General features: G+C 73.9%; 16 protein-coding genes. 7 read left to right on the plus strand and 9 right to left on the minus strand.

All coding sequences use genetic code 11. The features are described from left to right. Window positions 1-1,981 (minus strand): 5-oxoprolinase subunit B/C family protein (locus tag ABT08_RS04640; RefSeq protein WP_288114103.1); only part of this gene is annotated, 1,981 nt, incomplete at its 3' end. Between the two features lie 5 nt (window positions 1,982-1,986). Then, window positions 1,987-2,742, minus strand: coding sequence for a 5-oxoprolinase subunit PxpA (pxpA, locus tag ABT08_RS04645; protein WP_288114105.1), 756 nt, complete (start codon window positions 2,740-2,742; stop codon window positions 1,987-1,989). Between the two features lie 314 nt (window positions 2,743-3,056). Between pxpA and ABT08_RS04650 the strand changes: the two genes are divergently transcribed. The 3 genes from ABT08_RS04650 to ABT08_RS04660 all read left to right on the plus strand — a co-directional run bounded on the left by ABT08_RS04650 (window position 3,057) and on the right by ABT08_RS04660 (window position 5,971). After that, entirely contained in the window at window positions 3,057-3,917 is an 861-nt protein-coding gene (locus ABT08_RS04650) for a spermidine synthase (protein WP_045245676.1), read from the plus strand. Between the two features lie 231 nt (window positions 3,918-4,148). After that, entirely contained in the window at window positions 4,149-5,150 is a 1,002-nt protein-coding gene (locus ABT08_RS04655; RefSeq protein WP_045247439.1) for a daunorubicin resistance protein DrrA family ABC transporter ATP-binding protein, read from the plus strand. Continuing rightward, a complete protein-coding gene (locus ABT08_RS04660; RefSeq protein WP_045247438.1) occupies window positions 5,147-5,971 on the plus strand; it encodes an ABC transporter permease in 825 nt (274 codons plus the stop codon). The genes ABT08_RS04655 and ABT08_RS04660 overlap by 4 nt, the downstream gene beginning before the upstream one ends. A gap of 2,179 nt (window positions 5,972-8,150) precedes the next feature. Here the strand turns inward: ABT08_RS04660 and ABT08_RS04665 are convergent. Next, the gene (locus tag ABT08_RS04665) at window positions 8,151-9,185 is read right to left on the minus strand and encodes an AfsR/SARP family transcriptional regulator (protein ID WP_288114110.1); all 1,035 of its coding nucleotides are present in this window, start codon (window positions 9,183-9,185) and stop codon (window positions 8,151-8,153) included. A gap of 101 nt (window positions 9,186-9,286) precedes the next feature. On the opposite strand from ABT08_RS04665, the gene ABT08_RS04670 reads away from it, so the two are divergent. Together ABT08_RS04670 and ABT08_RS04675 are read left to right on the plus strand one after the other, a co-directional pair. Then, the gene (locus ABT08_RS04670) at window positions 9,287-9,820 is read left to right on the plus strand and encodes a hypothetical protein (RefSeq protein ID WP_056208341.1); all 534 of its coding nucleotides are present in this window, start codon (window positions 9,287-9,289) and stop codon (window positions 9,818-9,820) included. A gap of 29 nt (window positions 9,821-9,849) precedes the next feature. Next, window positions 9,850-10,338, plus strand: a complete 489-nt coding sequence (locus ABT08_RS04675) for a SprT-like domain-containing protein (RefSeq protein ID WP_045247436.1) — start codon at window positions 9,850-9,852, stop codon at window positions 10,336-10,338. Between the two features lie 90 nt (window positions 10,339-10,428). On the opposite strand, the gene ABT08_RS04680 is transcribed toward ABT08_RS04675, so the two are convergent. Continuing rightward, entirely contained in the window at window positions 10,429-11,049 is a 621-nt protein-coding gene (locus ABT08_RS04680) for a 2-phosphosulfolactate phosphatase (protein WP_056208339.1), read from the minus strand. A 53-nt stretch (window positions 11,050-11,102) separates the two neighbouring features. Between ABT08_RS04680 and ABT08_RS04685 the strand changes: the two genes are divergently transcribed. Continuing rightward, entirely contained in the window at window positions 11,103-11,591 is a 489-nt protein-coding gene (locus tag ABT08_RS04685) for a hypothetical protein (protein WP_056208336.1), read from the plus strand. A 342-nt stretch (window positions 11,592-11,933) separates the two neighbouring features. On the opposite strand, the gene ABT08_RS04690 is transcribed toward ABT08_RS04685, so the two are convergent. The 5 genes from ABT08_RS04690 to ABT08_RS04710 all read right to left on the minus strand — a co-directional run bounded on the left by ABT08_RS04690 (window position 11,934) and on the right by ABT08_RS04710 (window position 17,697). Continuing rightward, window positions 11,934-13,388 (minus strand): FtsX-like permease family protein, encoded by a 1,455-nt coding sequence (locus ABT08_RS04690; RefSeq protein ID WP_056208332.1) that lies wholly within the window; start codon window positions 13,386-13,388, stop codon window positions 11,934-11,936. After that, entirely contained in the window at window positions 13,385-14,161 is a 777-nt protein-coding gene (locus ABT08_RS04695; protein ID WP_045247433.1) for an ABC transporter ATP-binding protein, read from the minus strand. The genes ABT08_RS04690 and ABT08_RS04695 overlap by 4 nt, the downstream gene beginning before the upstream one ends. A gap of 110 nt (window positions 14,162-14,271) precedes the next feature. Next, complete coding sequence (locus ABT08_RS04700) at window positions 14,272-14,910, minus strand: response regulator (protein ID WP_056208330.1); 639 nt, start codon at window positions 14,908-14,910, stop codon at window positions 14,272-14,274. Further along, window positions 14,907-16,088: a sensor histidine kinase gene (locus ABT08_RS04705; RefSeq protein WP_288114115.1), complete on the minus strand. Its 1,182-nt coding sequence runs from the start codon at window positions 16,086-16,088 to the stop codon at window positions 14,907-14,909. Before ABT08_RS04705 ends, ABT08_RS04700 begins: the two co-directional genes overlap by 4 nt. Before the next feature lie 262 nt (window positions 16,089-16,350). After that, window positions 16,351-17,697 (minus strand): aminotransferase class I/II-fold pyridoxal phosphate-dependent enzyme, encoded by a 1,347-nt coding sequence (locus tag ABT08_RS04710; RefSeq protein ID WP_288114117.1) that lies wholly within the window; start codon window positions 17,695-17,697, stop codon window positions 16,351-16,353. Window positions 17,698-17,864: 167 nt separating this feature from the next. Between ABT08_RS04710 and ABT08_RS04715 the strand changes: the two genes are divergently transcribed. Further along, window positions 17,865-18,713, plus strand: coding sequence for a nitrilase-related carbon-nitrogen hydrolase (locus ABT08_RS04715; protein ID WP_056518774.1), 849 nt, complete (start codon window positions 17,865-17,867; stop codon window positions 18,711-18,713). Window positions 18,714-18,720 lie beyond the last annotated feature (7 nt).

An 18,720-nucleotide genomic window follows, 5' to 3' on the forward strand; every position in this document is an offset into this window, starting at 1 on the left:
CGACCACGCAGAACCCGCCCGCCCCGAGCTCTACCTGACCGCCTAACCCCATCCACCACCGGAAACAACCGAAGTGACACCACACCACGGGACTTGACCGGCGCGGAGGTGGGCGGGCGGGAGGTGCGAGCGCGGGCGGGGCGTGCATTCGATGTTGCCCCTCATCGAATCCACACCGCCGCGGCGAATCAATACTTTGCGCGCGCGAGGCACGTGTGGATTCGGCGGGGTGAGGTTGATTCGGAGTGTGCAGGGTGGGCGCGGGGCGATGGGTAGGGGGAGGAGGGAGGAGGGAGGAGGGAGGGGGCCGGTCAGCGGCGGGTGAAGTGCAGCACGGTGCCGGGCGCGGCCTGCGCGAGGCGGCCTGCGCGAGCAGGCCGAGCACGGCATCGGGGATGACACCGATCACCGGATATCCGCCCGTCACGGGGCCGTCGGCGAGCAGGATCGTCGGGCGGCCGGACGGCGGCACCTGAAGTGCACCCGGCACCATGCCCTCGCTCGGCAGTTCGCCGTCGCGGGTGCGGGCGAGCAGCGGTCCCTCGAGACGCATTCCGACCCGATCACTGTCGGTGCTCACCCGCCAGGGTCTCGCGAACAGGGCGTCGACAGCGGTGCGCGTGAACCAGTCGTCGCGCGGGCCGAGCGCAACCGGGAGCTCGAGCGTCTCGGCGGGCACCGTCCACGGGAACGCATCGACCACGGGGATCGGCGACGCGGGATCCGCGCCGATCGACAGCAGATCTCCGGCGCCGAGTGGTGCGGGTCCGAGTGCCGAGAGCGTGTCCGTCGCGCACGAACCCGCCTCGAGCGGCACGTCGACGCCGCCCCGCACGGCGACGATGGTGCGGATGCCGCGGCGCGGCCATCCGATCTCCAGCACCGACCCGGCAGGCCAGGCCGTCGCGACATATGCCTCGATCGGCACGCCATCGACGGTCACGTCACTCCACGCGCCGGCCAGCGCGACCCAGAGATCGCAGGTCGCGCGCAGCGCCGTCCCCCCGCCGACCACCTCGATGCCCGCGTCGCCCTCGACGTTGCCGACGAGTCGGTTCGCCACCCGCAGCGCGGCGCGATCGAGAGCGCCGGATCGGGCGATGCCGAGATGCGCGAGGTGCGGGCGCCCCAGATCCTGGAGCGTCGCCGAGACTCCGACACGGAGAACCTCGAACGCTCGGCGGGGCGCGGTGGGCTCGACGTTCGGCGTCGTGAGGGCGCCGGGCGCCGCGGCAGGCGTACCCCGCGCGGAATCGAGCGCGGGGCCGGGCATGGCGGGCTCGGGGTTCGGCGCGCCGGGCGCCCGGCCGGGTTCGGCCACCGTCCCACCCGCGGCATCCGCCCGCACAGCACCCCGCACGACATCCCGCGCGGAGACGAATCGCACCGCCGCGCCCGGTTCGAGCAACGCGGGACGCGCGCCGCGCGGGTCGAAGAGCGGCGCATCGGTGCGGCCGATGAGGCGCCACCCGCCGGGCGTCGCGCGCGGATAGGCGCCGCTGAACGCCCCCGCGAGCCCGACGCTCCCGACCGGCACCCGCGTGCGGGGGGCGTCGAGGCGCGGGACGTCGAACGGCCAGTCCGCACGCACCAGGTAGCCGAACCCGGGAGCGAACCCGGTGAAGGCGACCATCCACTCCGCTCCCGTATGCGCGGCGACGAGCGCGGGCGCATCGACTCCGAGAAGTCGCGCCGTCTCATCGAGATCGTCGCCGTCGTAGACGACCTCGAGCACTGTGACCGCCGCGGGAGCGGCGTCGCGCGGCGGGGAGGCCGCGGCATCCGTCACCCATCGGGCCACCGCGGCACGCGTGGTCGCGCGCGGATCGAACCGCACCAGCACCGTGCGCGCCGCCGGCACCAGCTCATGCACACCCGGAACGACGGATGCCGCGAGCGACGCGTGCAGCGCCAGCGCGGCGTCGAGCGTGTCGACCTCGACGAGCACGGCCGCCTCGCCCATCGGCCGGAGCGTCGGCATCGCCGTCACCAGTCCGCGCGCACGACGATGCCCGCGGACGACAGTGCGGCGCGCACGGCCCGCGCCATGTCCACGGCCTCGGGGGTGTCGCCGTGGAGGCAGAGGGACGCGGCATCCGTCGTCACCGTCGTGCCGTCGACGGCGGCGACCCGGCGCTCGTCGACGAGGCGCACCGCGCGGCGTGCGACCTCGGCCGGATCATGCAGGAGATCGCCGGGCTCGCCGCGGAGAACGAGGTCGCCCGAGGGGAGGTATCCGCGGTCGAGGAACGCCTCCCTCACGAAGGGCAGGCCGGCAGCAGCACTCGCGGCGGCGAGCGCGTCGCCGAGCGCGAGCACGGGAAGGGGGCGACCGAGCTCCGCTGAGAGGTCGGCGACCGCGGCGACGACCGCGGTCGCGACGAGCGGGTCGGATCCGGCCGCGTGGTACAGCGCGCCGTGCGGCTTGACATAGCGGAGGTCGGCGCCGGCGGCCCGCAGCGCCGTCAGCTGACCGGCGACGCTGGCGCGCAGATCGGCGGGGGCCATCTCGAGCCGCACCCGGCCGAAACCCGGCCGATCCGGATACGACGGATGCGCCCCGACCGCCACCCCGAACCGCGCCGCGCGCTCGACGGACGCCGCCATCGACGCGGCATCCCCCGCGTGCCCGCCGCACGCGACGTTCGCCGACGAGATCACGGCGAACATCGCCTCGTCGTCGGCGGTCGGCACCCCGTCGACCGTCTCGCCGAGGTCGGCGTTGAGGTCGATCGCGCGCATGCGCCCACGGTAGCGGGTGGGTTGCGGGGCGGGGCGAGGTGGTTGGGTTGCGGCGGGGCGGCACAGCGGGGTGGGGCGGCACTGCGGTGGCACGGAGCCGGGACGGGCGGGGACCCCGTCATGGCTGCGCAACGTCGGAACTTCTCGCCGACACCCCGGGGGCAGGATGTCGCACGTCGGCGAGCCGGGCGAAGGTTCCGACGTTGCGAGGCGGGGGTGGCACAGCGGGCCGAGCGGGGCAGGCGCGCGCCGAGCGGGCAGACCGGCCGGCCCTCACCGCGAGACCACCCGCCCCGCCCGGGTAGCCTCGACCCATGGCCCGCGCGACTGTCGAACTGCCTCCGCAGGCGCGGCTGAGCGACGGCACCATCGCCCGCATCGTGCCGTCCGCGTACGTCTCGGGGTATGAACTCGAGGTCGACGGCACACCGCAGTCGCACGTCGACCTCGAGGATCCCTCGCACCTGCACTTCGAGTACGTCGCCCGTATGGGCGCGGTGATCGACAGATTGCGGATGCCGCGGCAGCCCCTCACGGCGGTGCACCTCGGCGCCGGCGCGCTGACCCTGCCGCGCTACATCGCGCACACCCGGCCGGGGTCGCGCCAGCAGGTCATCGAGCTGGAGCCGGCACTCGTCGACCTCGTGCGCGAGAACCTGCCGTTTCCGCGCGACGCGTCGATCCGCACCCGCATCGGCGATGCCCGCGAGGGGCTGGGGCGCCTCCCCGCCGGGCTCGTCGGCCAGGTCGACCTGGTCGTCTCCGACGTGTTCGCCGGCGCCCAGACGCCCGCACACCTCACCACCGTCGAGTTCTACCGGGCCGCGGCATCCCTGCTCGCCCCCGACGGGGTGCTCCTCGTCAACGTCGCCGACGGTGCGGGGCTCCACCACGCCCGGCGTCAGGTCGCGACGGTCGAGGCTGTGCTCGAGAACGTGATCGTGCTCGCCGAGGTGCAGGTGCTGAAGGGCCGCCGGTTCGGCAATCTCGTCGTGGCCGCCTCGGCCGCCCCGCTCCCGATCGAATGGCTGCCGCGGCTGATGGCTGCCGGTCCGCATCCGGCGAAGGTCGCGCACGGCGATGAGCTGCGCGCGTTCGTGCGCGACGCAGGGCCCGCCACCGACGCGGATGCCTCGCCGTCACCGAAGCCCGCGGCATCCCTCTTCGAACGCTGACCACCCGCGCACGGCGGCACCGCCTGCGAAGGGCGTCCGGCGCGAGCGCACGATCACGTGCGCACCGCATTCCGCGCGAACCGCGACTGCCGCCGCCGCACGCATCACCCCCGCGCGGCAGCCCGCCCGCCCGCGAACCGCGCCCCGCCACCACACCCGGCTGTCGCCGCCCGACCGGGGGAGACAGCGCCCAGACAGCGCCGCGACAGCGGCGAGGTCGAGGGTGGAGCCATGACGAACTCCTCCCCCACCGAATGGGCGGTCGAAGCCGATGGACTCGTGAAGGTCTTCGGGCAGAACCGTGCCGTCGACGGCGTCGACCTGCGGGTGCGCACCGGGACGGTCTACGGCGTGCTCGGGCCCAACGGCGCCGGCAAGACCACCACCATCAACATGCTCGCGACCCTGATGCGCCCCGACGGCGGCAGCGGCCGCATCTTCGGCCATGACGTCGTGCGTGAACCCCAGGTCGTGCGCCAACTGATCGGCGTGACGGGCCAGTTCGCGTCCGTCGACGAGACCCTGTCGGCCACCGAGAACCTCATGATCTTCGCGCGCCTCCTCGGCCTCAGCCGGGCCGACGCGAAGCGCAAGTCCGAGGAACTCCTCGAGCGCTTCGCCCTCACCGACGCCGCCCGCCGCCCGCTGAAGAAGTTCTCCGGCGGCATGCGCCGGCGGCTCGACCTCGCGGCATCCCTCATCGCCCAGCCGCCGCTGATCTTCCTCGACGAGCCCACCACCGGACTCGACCCGCGCACGCGCGGCCAGATGTGGGACACCATCCGCGACCTGGTCGCCAGCGGGTCGACGGTGCTCCTGACCACCCAGTACCTTGACGAGGCCGACCAGCTCGCCGACCGCATCGCGGTGATCGACCGCGGCCGCGTCGTCGCCGAAGGCACGAGCGATGACCTGAAGGCGTCGGTCGGCACGTCGTCGCTGCAGCTGCGGCTCGCGGACGCGAACGACACCGGCGAGGCGCTGCAGGTGATCGAGCGCGTGCTCGGCGTGCGCGGGACGCTCTCGCCCGAGTCCGCCCGCATCACCGCACCGATGGGCGACGCCGACCGAGTCACCGATCTCCTCGTGACCCTGCGCGAGCACGGCGTGGCCCTCGCCGAGCTCAGCGTGCAGAAGCCCACCCTCGACGAGGTCTTCCTCGCCATCACCGGCCACGGGGCATCCGATGCCGACGACGCCGGTGCCGACCAGAAGCAGGAGGTGTCCGCATGACCGCCCTCGGCACCGCCCCGATCGTCCCCGCATCGGAGCGCACCCTCAAGAACCACACCAGCCTCCGCCAGACCCTCGCGAACACGTTCACGATGGCCTACCGCGGACTCGTGAAGATCCGCCGCACGCCCGAGCAGCTGTTCGACGTGACGTTCCAGCCGATCATCTTCACGCTGATGTTCGCGTACATCTTCGGCGGCGCGATCGCCGGTGACGTGCAGAACTATCTGCCGCAGCTGATCCCCGGCATCCTCGTGCAGACCGTCATCACGACCTCGGTCGTCACCGGCACGCAGCTGCGCGAGGACATGGACAAGGGCGTGTTCGACCGGTTCCGCTCGCTGCCGATCGCGCGCATCGCGCCGCTGTCGGGCGCGCTCCTGGCCGACACGCTGCGCTACGCGATCGCGACCACTCTCGTGTTCGTCATGGGCGTCATCATGGGCTACCGCCCGGGCGGCGGGTTCGGCGCCGTGGTGGTGTCGGGCATCCTCGTGATCGTCTGCTCGTGGGCGATCAGCTGGATCTTCGCGTTCTTCGGCGTCATCGCCCGCACCGCGTCGAGCGTGCAGGGCATCTCGATGCTGGTGCTCTTCCCGCTCACGTTCCTCTCGAACGCGTACGTCCCGACCTCGACCCTGCCCGACTGGCTCGCCTGGTTCGCGAACATCAACCCGATCTCGCACCTCGTCACGGCGGTGCGCGACCTCGCCAACACGGGCACCATCAGCGGTGACCTGTGGGTGTCGTTGCTCGGCGCCGCGGTGATCGTGGCGGTGTTCGCGCCGCTCACGGTGCGCGCCTACATGCGCAAGGCCTGATCGGGCGGCGCGAGGGGGTGGATGCCGCGGCATCCACCCCCTCGTCGTGTCCCCGGACGCGCAGGCTCCGGGGGAGAAGAGCGCGGCGCTCAGCCGCGCAGGATCGTGAACGACCGCTCTGCGCGACCCTCCCGCGGCTGCTCGCGCTCGGCCGACCGGGCACGCGCGACCGCATCGGCCCCCGCGATCCGCTCGGCGCGGGCGAGGTGCGCGTCGAGACGCAGGCTCGGGAAGTCCTGGCGCACGCCGCAGCTCTCGGCGAGCGCGAGCGCGGCGAGTGCGGCCTCGGCGAGCCCGGGCTGGTCGAGCGCCCACGCCGACCACCCCAGCAGCACCGTGCCCAGCACCGGGTGGTCGGTCAGCTGCGGGCGCACCCGGGCGTTGACGATCGCGCGCACCCGCAGCCGCCGCGCCCACAGCGCCCGCCGTTCGGGCGTGCCGGTGCCGTCGATCGACGCTGCCGACAGGGCCGCGCCCAAGGTGATGAGGTACCAGGGGGAGTTGCGCTGATCGCCCGACACGAAGGTGTCGATCGCGCGCGCGAACTCGTCGGCGGAACGGTCGGCGTCCCCCTCCGCACGGTCGGTCTCGGCGAGACCGAACCTGCCGATCGAGGCGATCTCGCGGTCGGCGCCCGGAACCTCGGCCGCCTCCACGAGCGCGGCGAACCGCGCACGCGCCTCGTCGAACCGCCCCAGGCCGATGAGGTTGCCCGCCACCACCCACCCCTGCTGACGCACCTGCTCGTCGGCGCCGAACACACGGAACCCCTCCGCGGCACGCTCGAACCACTCGAGCGCGTCGGCGGCGGCACCGACCTGGCTCGACAGCTCCGACACCGACGACGCGGCCGCCGTCGCGAGCCACCGCACACCGCCGGCGGTCGCGATGTCCCATGCGCGTCGCGACGCGGCGAGCGCGATGGCGTGGTCGCCGTCGTTCTCGGTCGCCTGCGCCCGCACGAGCTCTCCGAGAGCGGCGACGGACGGGTCCGACGAGGCCCGCAGGCGCCCGATCGCGGCATCGAAAGAGACGCGATCGCGGGTGGCGAGGATGACGTCGGCGAGCCCCGCGAACACCGGCGAGATGGGCGCGCGACGCCGACGGAACAGGGCCAGGCGCGCGAGCGGCCGGGCGGCCGGCACCCGAGTGGTGATCAGGGCGAACGCCGCTGTTCCGGTGAGCAGCACCGCCGCGGCATCCGGCGGCACCGCATCGTCGCGAACCCGGCCCATCGCCTCGATCGCGACCGTGCCGAAGGAGGTCAGCTCGGTGATCGACCCGCGCACCAGCCAGGTCTGCACGAGCAGGGCGTAGACGGTCACGACCGTGGCGTCGTCGCCGGATGCCGCGGCCCGCCGCGTCACGCTCACGAGGTTGTCGTGCTCGGCGAAGATCTCGGCGTGCACCCGCTCGTCGAACGCGGTCGCGAGACGCTCGGCCGCGAAGGCGACCGCCCATCGGGCGACCGCGTCGAGGGCGTCGTCGTGCGCATCGGGGCCGAGGCGCGACATCCCGAACTCGCGCACCGTCTCGAGCATGCGGAACCGCACCGCACCCGTCTGCGGGTCGTCGGCGGCGATGAGGAGGGAGTGCGAGACGAGGCGCTCGAGCACGTCGTCGGCGCCGGGCACACCGATCACGCTCGCGGCGGCCTCCGCGGCGAAGCCGGCGGGGAAGACGGCCAGGCGCTCCCACGCCCGCTGGGCGGAGGCGTCGAGCAGGTCCCAGCTCCACGCGATCACGGCCTCGAGGGTGCGGTGGCGCTCGGGGGCGTCGCGGGGTCCGGTGGTGAGGATCGCGAAGCGGTCGCCGAGGCGTTGCTCGATCTGCTCGGGGGTCATCGTGCGCACGCGGGCCGCGGCGAGCTCGATCGCGAGCGGCAGGCCGTCGAGGTGGGTGCACAGTCGCGCGACGACGACCGGGTCGAGCCGCGCACCCGGACGCACCGCGCGAGCGCGCTCGACGAACAGACGCACCGCGGGGGCATCGACGTCGTCGGCGATCGGCAGCGGGTCGAGCGCGAGCACGACCTCCCCCGACACGTCGAGCGGCGTGCGGCTCGTGGTGAGCACGCGCAGCCCCGGCGCCGCCCGCACGACATCGGCGACCCACGCCGCCGCCCCGGCCACGATCTGTTCGCAGTTGTCGAGCACGACCAGCGTGCGCCGCTCGCCGATCATCGCGAGCACGCGGGCGCGCAGATCGGGGCGCGGCGCCTGGTCCGACAGCCGCCCGCTCGTCGCCGCCTCGGTGATGCCCAGGGCCGCGGCGATCGCGAACGGCACATCCTCGTCGGTGCGCACGCCCGCGAGCGGCACGACGGCGACGAGGTCGGCAGCCCGCCGGCGCCGAGGATCGTCACGATGCGCGCCTCGGCGAGCAGGGTGGCGACCGCCGCGAGGTCGCCGTCACGTCCGATGAGCGGCGTCGGCGCCGAGCGAAGACCGATGCGCACGCGCCCGGCGACGGGGGCGTCCTCGCGCAGCAGCGCCGCGTGGGCCGCCACGAGGGCGGGGCCGGGCGAGGAGCCGAGGTCGTCGCGCAGGCGCGCCCGGTGCGCCGCGAAGACCGCGAGCGCATCGGACGTGCGGCCGGCGGCCCGCAGCGAGGCGAGGAGCCCCGCCGCCGCCTCGTCGTCATAGGGCTGCGCGTCGTGCAGCGCCCGCCAGGCCGGAACGGCGTCGGCGGCGCGTCCGGTCGCATCGAGCGTGCGGGCGCGCTCGCGCCGCAGGGCGTCACGCAGACGAGCGGATGCCGCGCGCAGCGCGTCCGCCGCCGGGGCGTCGCCGAGATCCCCGCCCACCTCGCCCCGCCAGAGCGCGAGAGCGTCATCGAGCGCGGTCAGGCGCGCGGCATCCGTGAGCGGCAACCCGACGGCGTCGTCATGGCGCGCCTGTGCGCACACCAGATCGACGGCGTCCGGCGCGATCGCGTAGCCCGCGGCATCGCTGCGGATGATCTCGACGCCCGCGACCTGCCGGATGCGTGAAACGAGGGTCTGCACCGAGGCGCGCGGATGCCGCGGCTGCCCCTCACCCCACACCTCGTCGGCGAGCGCCTCGACGCCGACCGACGATCCGGGAGGCGAGGCCAGCGCGAGAGCGGCCACGAGGGCGCGCGCCGTCGGACCCGCGAGAGTCGACACCGCACCGTCGACGGCGTCGACCTCGACCGGGCCGAGCACGCGGACGCGGGGCGCGGAGGTCGGCACACGGCGAGCCTAGGACACGCCGTCGCGGCGCGCCCTCGGCTCCCGAGGGCGCGGGAGCCCGCAGACTGGAGCGGGGCCGCGCAAGACGGGGAGGCGATGTCGTGAGCTACATCCAGGGATACGACCACCAGACCCTGCGGGAGATCGTCGACCCGCGCGCGTGCCGCGAGCGCCTCGAGGAGATCGACGGCCAGCGCAGCCTGCCCGCGCTGCTCGAGCGCGTCTGGCTGCTGAAGGTGACCGACCAGCTCGACGAGGCTCGTGAGGTCGCGGAGGTCGCGGTGCGCACGGCCCGCATGGCCGGCACCCGTCGCGACCTGCTGCGGGCGCGCATCCTGCACGCGACGGTGCAGCAGTTCCGCGGTCAGCTCGCCGCCGCCGACCAGGAGCTCACCCTGTGCGCCGAGGAGGCGGAGGGGCTCGGCCTCGCCCGCATCGCCGCGTTCGCCTACCAGCACCGCGCCAAGGTGCGCCTCGAGCTCGGCGAGCTCGATGGGGCTCGCGCCGATGTGAAAGCCACCCTGTTCCTGCGACGGGAGGCCGGGGCATCCGAGGAGGAGCTCACCTCGACGCTGCTCGCCATCGACCTGCTCGACCGCATGCGCGCGGGCGCCGCCGCGAGCATCGCCGGCTGACTGTCGTACCTTTGTTCTAGTCTTCCATCATGTCCGAACTGCATCGCGTGCGCACCTGGGCCGAGGCCCTGATCCGGCTGCACCTCGACGACGGATGGACGTTCGCGTTCGATGCCGCGAAGTTGCGGGCCGGCCAATGCGACTACACGCGCAAGCGCATCACCGTCTCGCGCTACCTCGCGGCACGGTTCGACGACGACGCCAACCACCAGACGCTGCTGCACGAGGTCGCGCACGCCCTCGCGGGCGTCGACGCCGGGCACGGGCCGGCCTGGAAGGCGATCGCCCACGACCTGGGCTACGTCGGCGGCACGACCCACCGCGGCGAGACCGCGACAGAGCTCGCACCGTGGGTCGGCGTCTGCCCGGCCGGGCACACCGTCTACCGGCACCGACGCGCCGTGCGCGCCACGTCGTGCGCGAAATGCGCCCCCCGGTTCGACCCGCGCTTCGTGCTGGTCTGGTCGCGGCGTGAGATCACGCCGGCACAACGGCGCGCCGCGATGACGCCCCGCTGAGCGGAGTCTGCGGCGTCGCCGATGGTCGGGGCGGGCGTTGCTGACGTCGCCGCGCTCTCAGCCGAGCGGCACGAACACGTCGCCGCGCGCTCAGGCACGCGGAACGAACACGCCGTCGCGCAGCACCGCGACCGCGTCGACCGCGTCGACCTCGGCGGCGGCGAGCACGTCGGCCCGCGCGTCACCCGCGATCAACTCCTGGCCGCTGCCGCTCGCGGTGAGCAGGTGGCGCAGGGCCGGTCGAAGCCCGCGGAACGCCTCGCACGCCGCGGCCGCCTCGGGCGACGTGTGATCGACACCGAGATCGCCGAGAGCGGATACAACCGCCCCCGCGCCGAAGAGATCCTCCACGGCGAACCGCACGTCGTCGCCGTCGCGCTCTCCGGCGGCGATCACCGCGATCGAGGTGCGCTGCCCGCGACGGTGCTGCTCGTGGAGCACCGCGCGTGCGACCGCCCCGGGGTTGCGCAGCGACCCCGCGAACACCGTCGCCCCGCTCGCCGCCGCAGCCACCGCGACCGGTGCGCCCGACTGCCCCGCGAGATCGGTGAGCGCGGCGGAGTCGCCGCGGGCCGCGGCATCCGTCACCGTCGTCGACAGGCGCAGTACGTCGACCACCACCACGACATCGGCCGGCGCGAGGCGGGCGAGGCCCGCCACCCCCCACTCGACACGCACCTGATAGCGGGACTGATCGGCGGGGGACGGCATCCTGCCAGCGTATGCCGCCCCGCGCGGACGGCCACCCGTGTGACACTGGGCGCATGCGCGTGCTGCTGAAGTTCGTGATCGACTGCGATGCGGATGCCGCCTGGCGCGCCGTGCACTCGCCGCGCGCCGCGGCGGAGCTGTACGGACCGCTCGTCGAGATGCGGCCGCTCGAGCCGCTGCCGACCCGCTGGGAGCCCGGGACGGATGCCGCGGTCGACCTGGTCGCCGCGGGCATCACGATCGGGCGGCAGCTCATCGCGATCACCGATCGCGTCGTCGACGGCCCCGACGGTCAGGTGCGCATCGTGCGGGACTCGGGCACCCCGCTCACCGGGCCGCTCGCGGCGCTCGATGTCTGGGACCACCAGATGGCGATCTCGGCCGCACCTGGGGATCCCCGCCGCACGCTCTGGCGCGAGCGCCTCGTCATCGGCGGACGCGCGGCGCCCGCCCTCTGGCCCGGCCTGTGGGCGACCTGGCAGTGGCGGGCGACGCGCATCCGTGCGCTCGCGCCCTCGTGGGCGCACGACCCGCAGCCCTGACCGCGCGCCGACCCGCGGTGTGACCCTGGATCAGCCCGCGGTGCGACCCCGGGGTGTGACCCGGGGTGTGACCCGCCCTCTGACCCCGAGGTGTTCGCCCGTCGGGCGAACACACCCTCCGCACAACGTCGGAACTTCCGACCGACGCGCCGAGCACGGATGCCGCGGCGCGGGGTGGCGGCCAGAAGTTCCGACGATGCGCGCGGGGGGCGCGGAGTGGCGCGCGGAGGGCGCGGAGTGGGTCGCGGAGCTGTCCCCGAGGCGGGGGCGCCGAGGTGGGGGCGCCGAGCGGCGGGGGAGGACCCCACTCGACGCGCGCCGAGCGCCGTGCGCGCGCCGCGCTCAGTCCTGCGCGAGGGCGGCGACCGGGCTCGTGCGGGTCGCGATGCGCGTCGGCACGACCGTCGCCACCAGGGCGACGACCACGGTCGCCGCGATCACCACGATGAGCGGGATCGGCGGGATCACCGGCCAGACCAGGGTGGCCGCGGCATCCGGCGTCAGCTTGACCGACCCGAGCACGGCCTGCGCCCCCGCCCAGCCGTACGCGGTGCCGAGCACGATGCCGACGACGAGCGACGCGAGCACGAGGTGCACCGCCTCGAGCAGCACGACCAGCCGCACCTGCCGGGACGAGAGCCCGAGGGCGCGCAGCAGCGCGAACTCGCGGCGCCGCTGATGCACACCGAGCGCGAGCTGGTCGACGACGCCGATCGCGGCGATCACTCCGCAGACGGCGACGAGGGCCATCATGACCGTGGTGAATCCGGTGAAGCCCGCGGTCATCTCCGGCGGCGCCTCACCACCGGCGGAGGCGACGAGCACGCCGATCGCGCTGGAGCCGGCGACGGCGAACATCATCACGAGCGCGACGCCCATCACGAGCGCGATCGCCATACGACTGGACCGCTCCGGATGCCGCAGCGCGTTCTCTGCGGCGAGGCGGGCGACGGCCGACCGGCCGAAGAGGCGACCGATCAGACGCAGCACCGGCGGCATCACGAGGTGCGCGCCCAGGGCGAGGGCGGTGAATGAGAGGAGCCCGCCGGGGAACGCGATGAGCACGCCATAGGGCGAAGAGAGCCCCACGACGACGCCGAGCGCGAGAAGGCCTACACCCGACGCCCCGAGCACGAGCGCGGCGACCGTGCGGCCGTGCGAGCGCGACAGCTCCTGAGTGGATGCCTCGACCGCCTGTCCGAGCGCGGCCATCGGCGTGACCCGCAGCACCCGACGCGAGCCCGCCCACGCGCCGGCCCACGTGGTGAGCGCGACCACCGCCGCCGGCACGAGGAGCACCGGGCGGATCAGTTCGAGCCCGGGCGCCGCGATGCCGTAGGCATTCTCGAGCACCCACACGCCGGCGAACGACAGCACCGTGCCGCCGACGAGCCCCGCGACGGCGCCGACGATCCCCGCGACGAGTCCGAGGCGGGCGACGTCGCGGCGCTGGGAGCGGGCGGTGGAGCCGAGCAGACGCAACAGGGCGATCTGGCGTACGCGGCCCGCGACGACCGTCGCGAACGTGTTCGCCGTGACGATCGAGGCGACGTACACGGCGACCCCGACGAGCAGGCTCGTGAGGATGCCACTGACCACCGCGAACGTGCGCGACTCGCCGACGTGCGGGTTGGCGGAGATCGAGGCCGACAGGAACGCGGTCGCGCTCAGCAGCACGACGGCGAACGCGGTCGCGACCGCGGCGATCAGCACGGTGGCGCCGGTTCCGCGCTCGCGCAGCGAGAACCCGCCGATCCGCACGCGCGGCGGCGAGGCGACGGCGGTCACCGCGGTCATGACGCGGCCTCAGTGGCGCGCAGCTCGCGAGCCGTCATGAACGCCGAGATCTCCTCGGCGCTCTGGCCGCGGGTGTCGGCGACGACGCGACCGTCGGCGAGGTGTACGACGCGGTCGGCGTGACTCGCGGCGATCGGGTCGTGGGTGACCATCGCGATCGACTGTCCGTGCTCGCGCGACGCGGTCTGCAGCAGGCGCAGCACCTCGGCGCCCGAACGGGAGTCGAGGTTGCCGGTCGGCTCGTCCGCGAACACGAGGTCGGGCGCGGTGGCGAGGGCGCGGGCGATCGCGACGCGCTGCTGCTGGCCGCCGGAGAGCTCGTGCGGGCGATGGGTGAGCCGATTCGCGAGCCCGAGCGACTCGACGAGCCCGTCGATGCGTGCCCGCTCGAGCGCGGTCGGCGCACGCCCGTCGAGCTCGATCGGCAGGGCGATGTTGCCGCGCACGTCGAGGGTGGGCACCAGGTTGAACGCCTGGAAGACGAAGCCGATGCGACGACGGCGCAGCAGCGTCAGCTCGGTGTCGCCGAGACCGGTGATCTCCGTCTCCCCCAGCCACACCCGACCCGACGTCGGAGCGTCGAGCGCCGCCATCACGTGCATGAGCGTGGACTTTCCCGACCCCGACGGGCCCATGATCGCGGTGAACTCGCCGCGCCCGATCGAGAGCGAGACGTCGTCGAGGGCGCGCACCGGGTTGTCGGTCGAGCCGTAGGTCTTGGTGAGGTGCGCGACGCGCGCGGCGGGCGGGGGCGGGGTGGTCGAGTCATCCATGTCGTCGACGCTACGAAGACGCGCCCGGATGCCGCGTCGCCCGCGGGTCGCATCGGGGTCATCCCGGAGGATGACCTCGCGCGGCGCGCGTCGCCGCGTGCCGGTGCGCGTCAGGCGAGCCCGTGCTCGTACGCGAACACGACGAGCTGCACGCGGTCGCGCAGGCCGAGCTTCGTGAGGATGCGGCTGACGTGGGTCTTGACCGTGGCCTCCGACAGGAACTCTCCCGTCGCGATCTCGGCGTTGGAGAGCCCGCGCGCGGCGAGCGCGAAGATCTCCCGCTCGCGCTCGGTGAGGGCGGCGAAGGCCGCGGGCGCGGGGCGGGGTGCGGCATCCGTCATCGATGCGAACAGCTCGCGGGTCGCGGATGCCGCGATCACCGCAGACCCCGCGTGCACCGTGCGCACCGCGGCGAGGAGGAACTCGGGCTCGGCGTCCTTCAGCAGGAAGCCGCTCGCGCCCTCCCGGATCGCGCGCGCGGCGGCCTCGTCGAGGTCGAACGTGGTGAGCATGACGACGCGGGGCGGGTCGTCGTCGCCCAGTAGCTCCGCCGTCGCGGCGATGCCGTCGAGGACGGGCATGCGGATGTCCATCAGCACGATGTCGGGGCGCATCACCCGCGCGACTGCGACGCCCTCGCGCCCGTCGCCCGCCTCGCCGACCACCTCGATGTCGGGCTGCGAGTCGAGCACCATGCGGATGCCCGCGCGGAACAGCGCCTGGTCGTCGACCAGCACCACCCGGATCACGCGAGGCCCCGCGGGAGAACCGCCACGACGACGAACTCGTCGCCGCGGGGCGCCGCGCCGAGCGATCCGCCGACGAGGTGGGCACGCTCGGTCATGCCGATGATGCCGTGGCCCGGCGCCGGGGCGCTCGGCTCACCGCCCGGGCGCACGCCGTTGCGCACCTCGACCGACACGGCTTCCTCGCTCCACGCGACCCGCACGCTCACCGCGCCGCCGTCGCCGTGGCGCAGGGCGTTCGTGAGCGCCTCCTGCACGATGCGGTAGACCGCCAGCTGCAGCGGTGCCGGCGGATCGGCGAGCGGCGGACGCACCTCCACCCGCAGGTCGACGCCCGCCCCGTGCACCTGCGCGAACAGCGCATCGAGGTCGGCGAGTCCGGGCTGCGGGCCGGCGCCTTGGCTGTGCCGCAGCTGCTCGAGCAGCAGGCGCACGTCGGTGAGCGCGGCGCGGGCCGTCGACGCGATCGTCGCGAGGGCCGCGGTCGTCGCCTCGGGGTCGGATGCCGCGGCGTACCGCGCCCCGTCGGCCTGGGCGATCACCACCGCCAGCGAGTGGCCGACGATGTCGTGCATGTCGCGGGCGATGCGCACCCGCTCCTGCTCGGCCGCCGCCTCCGCCTCGGCGCGGCGCTGGGCCTCCCGGGTCTCGCGGGAGACCCGGATCGAGCGCACGAGGGCTCCGGCCGTCCACGACAGCAGCAGCGCGAACAGGATCAAGGCGAACACGAAGCCGACGATCACGACTCGCTCGAGCGGGAACGAGAAGCGGTTCGTCGCGGCGGCCAGCCCCCACACGCCCTGGAAGATCGACAGGTACGCGGTCGCGATGGCCGCACCGCCGACGGCGGAGGCGAGGGCGAGACGGGACATCCGCCGGGAGCCGTACGCCGCGACGGCATACAGCACGATCAGGGCGCCGAGATTGCTCGGGCGCGGGGTCAGCAGGGCGACCATCTGTCCGATCGCGGCGAGCCACGCGAGCCCCAGCGCGAGCGCCGGCGACCAGCGGCGCGCGGCGACGGCGGCAGCGAAGACGAGTCCGACGACGGGCTGCGCCGGCCCGAATCCGACCGTGCCGAACCAGTACGGCGTGAGCTCCGGCAGCACCAGGAGCAGCACGAACCCCGCGGCGAGCACGAGGTCGAACGCCAGTTGCGGGCGGGTCAGGGGTCGGAACACCGTCTCACGCTACGGGAGGCGGCCGGACGCGGCATCCGTCTCGGGGTGTATTCGGGTGCGGCCACTTTCGTCGCAGCGCACCCGCCTCCGCGTCGCCCGCCGACTCGCCGCGCACTGTCGGAACTTCTGCCTGACACGCCGCAGGCGGATGCCACAGCACGGCGTGGCGGCCAAAAGTTCCGACGGTGCGCGCGGCGGGTGGGATGGGAACCACCGACGGGCGCGCGGCGGGTGGGGTGGGAGCCGCCGGGCCGCGCGCCGGTCAGGTGAGCGGCGGGGCGACGGCCGCGTCAGCGAGCGCGTCGGCGATGCCGAGCACATTGGATGCCGCGAGCCCGGCCGTCACCCGCACGTGCGCCTCGGGCGGCTCGCCCATCACGAACGGCGACCCGGCCGCCACCGCGATGCCCGCGGCGGCCAGCCTCACGAGGGCCGCGCGCTCGGAGACGACGGGGAGCCAGAGGTTGATTCCGTCGGGGTCGCCGACGTCGATGCCGCGTTTGCGCAGCGCGATCGCGAGGCGGTCGACCCGGTCGCGGTAGACGAGACGGGCAGTGCGCACCCGCGCGACGGCGCCGTCGTCGGTGAGGAGGCCGAGCAGCACCGTCTGCAGCAGCCGCGACGTCCACCCCGGGCCGAGCATGCGTCGCGAGACCACCCGCTCGACGATGTGCGCCGGCCCGCCGAGCGCGGCGATGCGCAGGTCGGGCCCGTGCGATTTCGAGAAGCTGCGCACGTGCACGACCTGACCCGGGATCCACCGGGCGAGGGTCACATCGGGCGCCGAGCAGATGAGACCGGAGTGGTCGTCCTCGATCACGACGACGCGGTCGCCGCCGGGAGCGGCGCGCATCACGCGCGCGAGCGCGCGGGCACGTTCGGCGTCCATCGACGCGCCGGTGGGGTTCTGGGCCCGTGGCTGCAGGATGACCGCGCTCGGTCGCCGCACGAGTGCGCGCTGCAGCGACGCCGGCGCGACGCCCAGGGCATCGAGCTCGAGAGGGACCGCCTCGGCGCCCAGCGCCTCGAGCAGATCGAAGAAGTACGGGAACCCGGGCGACTCGACGGCGACCCGGTCCCCGAAGCGCACGACCTGCTCGAGGGTGCGGGCGATGCCGTCCAGCGCCCCATCGACGACGGTGATCGTCTCGGCGGGCGACGGCCAGGTCTCGGCGAAGAGGGCACCGAGCTCGGGCAGCACCGGCAGGTCGTGGTAGCGGCCGGTGTCGGCTCGGGGCGACACCCGCGAGAACGCCGCCTCGAGCGGCGGCAGCAGGGCGGGATCGGGCGTGCCGAGCGAGAGGTCGAGCCGCGTCTCGAGGGGCGCAGCGGCGAGATCCTGCACCCGGGGGCTCAGCCAGCCGGCGCGATCGACCCGCACGAACGAGCCCGCCCGCCCGCGCGAGACGATGACCCCGGCACCCGAGAGCGCGTGCCATGCGGCGCTCACCGTGCCGGCCGACACTCCGAGATCCGATGCCACCTCGCGCACCGTCGGCAGCCGCTCGCCCGGGGCGAGAGCACCCTCCGTGACCAGGCGGGCGATCTCTGCGGCGATCGCGCGCGGCGTGCGCTCGGCGAGGTTCGCGAGGGCGGCGAGGCGCGGCATCCGATGTCCTTCCCGGCGCACGAGATTTACGGATGCGTCACAGCGGGAAACCGAAGAGAAATGTTCAAGCAGAACAGTAACAGAACGGGATGACCCCGCCGGCGCGTCCGTCGCACCCCGTCAGCGGTGATCGCTGCGCGGGTGCACAGACGTCGACGGAGGCGAACATGACGACGGTACGCGCGGCCATCACGCAGACCACCTGGACGGGCGACAAGGCATCGATGCTCGACAAGCACGAGCAGTTCGCCCGGGATGCCGCGGCCCAGGGAGCGCAGGTCATCTGCTTCCAAGAGCTCTTCTACGGCCCCTACTTCGGCATCACGCAGGACAAGAAGTACTACCGGTACGCGGAGCCCGCCGACGGCCCCATCGTGCAGCGCTTCGCCGCGCTCGCCAAGGAGCTGAGCATGGTCATGATCCTCCCGATCTACGAGGAGGAGCAGACCGGCGTCTACTACAACACCGCCGTCGTCGTCGACGCCGACGGCACCATCGTCGGCAAGTACCGCAAGAACCACATCCCCCACGTCGAGAAGTTCTGGGAGAAGTTCTACTTCCGTCCGGGCAACCTCGGCTACCCGGTCTTCGACACCGCCGTCGGCAAGGTCGGCGTGGTGATCTGCTACGACCGGCACTTCCCCGAGGGCTGGCGCGAGCTCGGCCTCAACGGTGCCCACCTCGCCTTCAACCCCAACGCCACCAAGCCCGGCCTCTCGAACCGCCTCTGGGAGATCGAGCAGCCCGCCGCGGCGGTCGCGAACGGCTACTTCGTCCTCGCCCCCAACCGCGTCGGCCGCGAGGACAACGAGTACGGCGACGAGGCGGTCACCTTCTACGGCACCAGCCAGATCGTCGACCCGCGCGGCAACTACGTCGGCGCGCTCGGCTCGGGCGAGTCCGAGGAGATCCTCATCCGCGACCTCGACATGGACCTCGTGCAGGAGATGCGCGACGACTGGCAGTTCTTCCGCGACCGCCGCCCCGACACCTACGACGAGATCACGGCTCCCTGAGCCCGAC

The organism is Microbacterium sp. SCN 71-21, assembly GCF_001725695.1.
GTDB classification, from domain to species: domain Bacteria; phylum Actinomycetota; class Actinomycetes; order Actinomycetales; family Microbacteriaceae; genus Microbacterium; species Microbacterium ginsengisoli.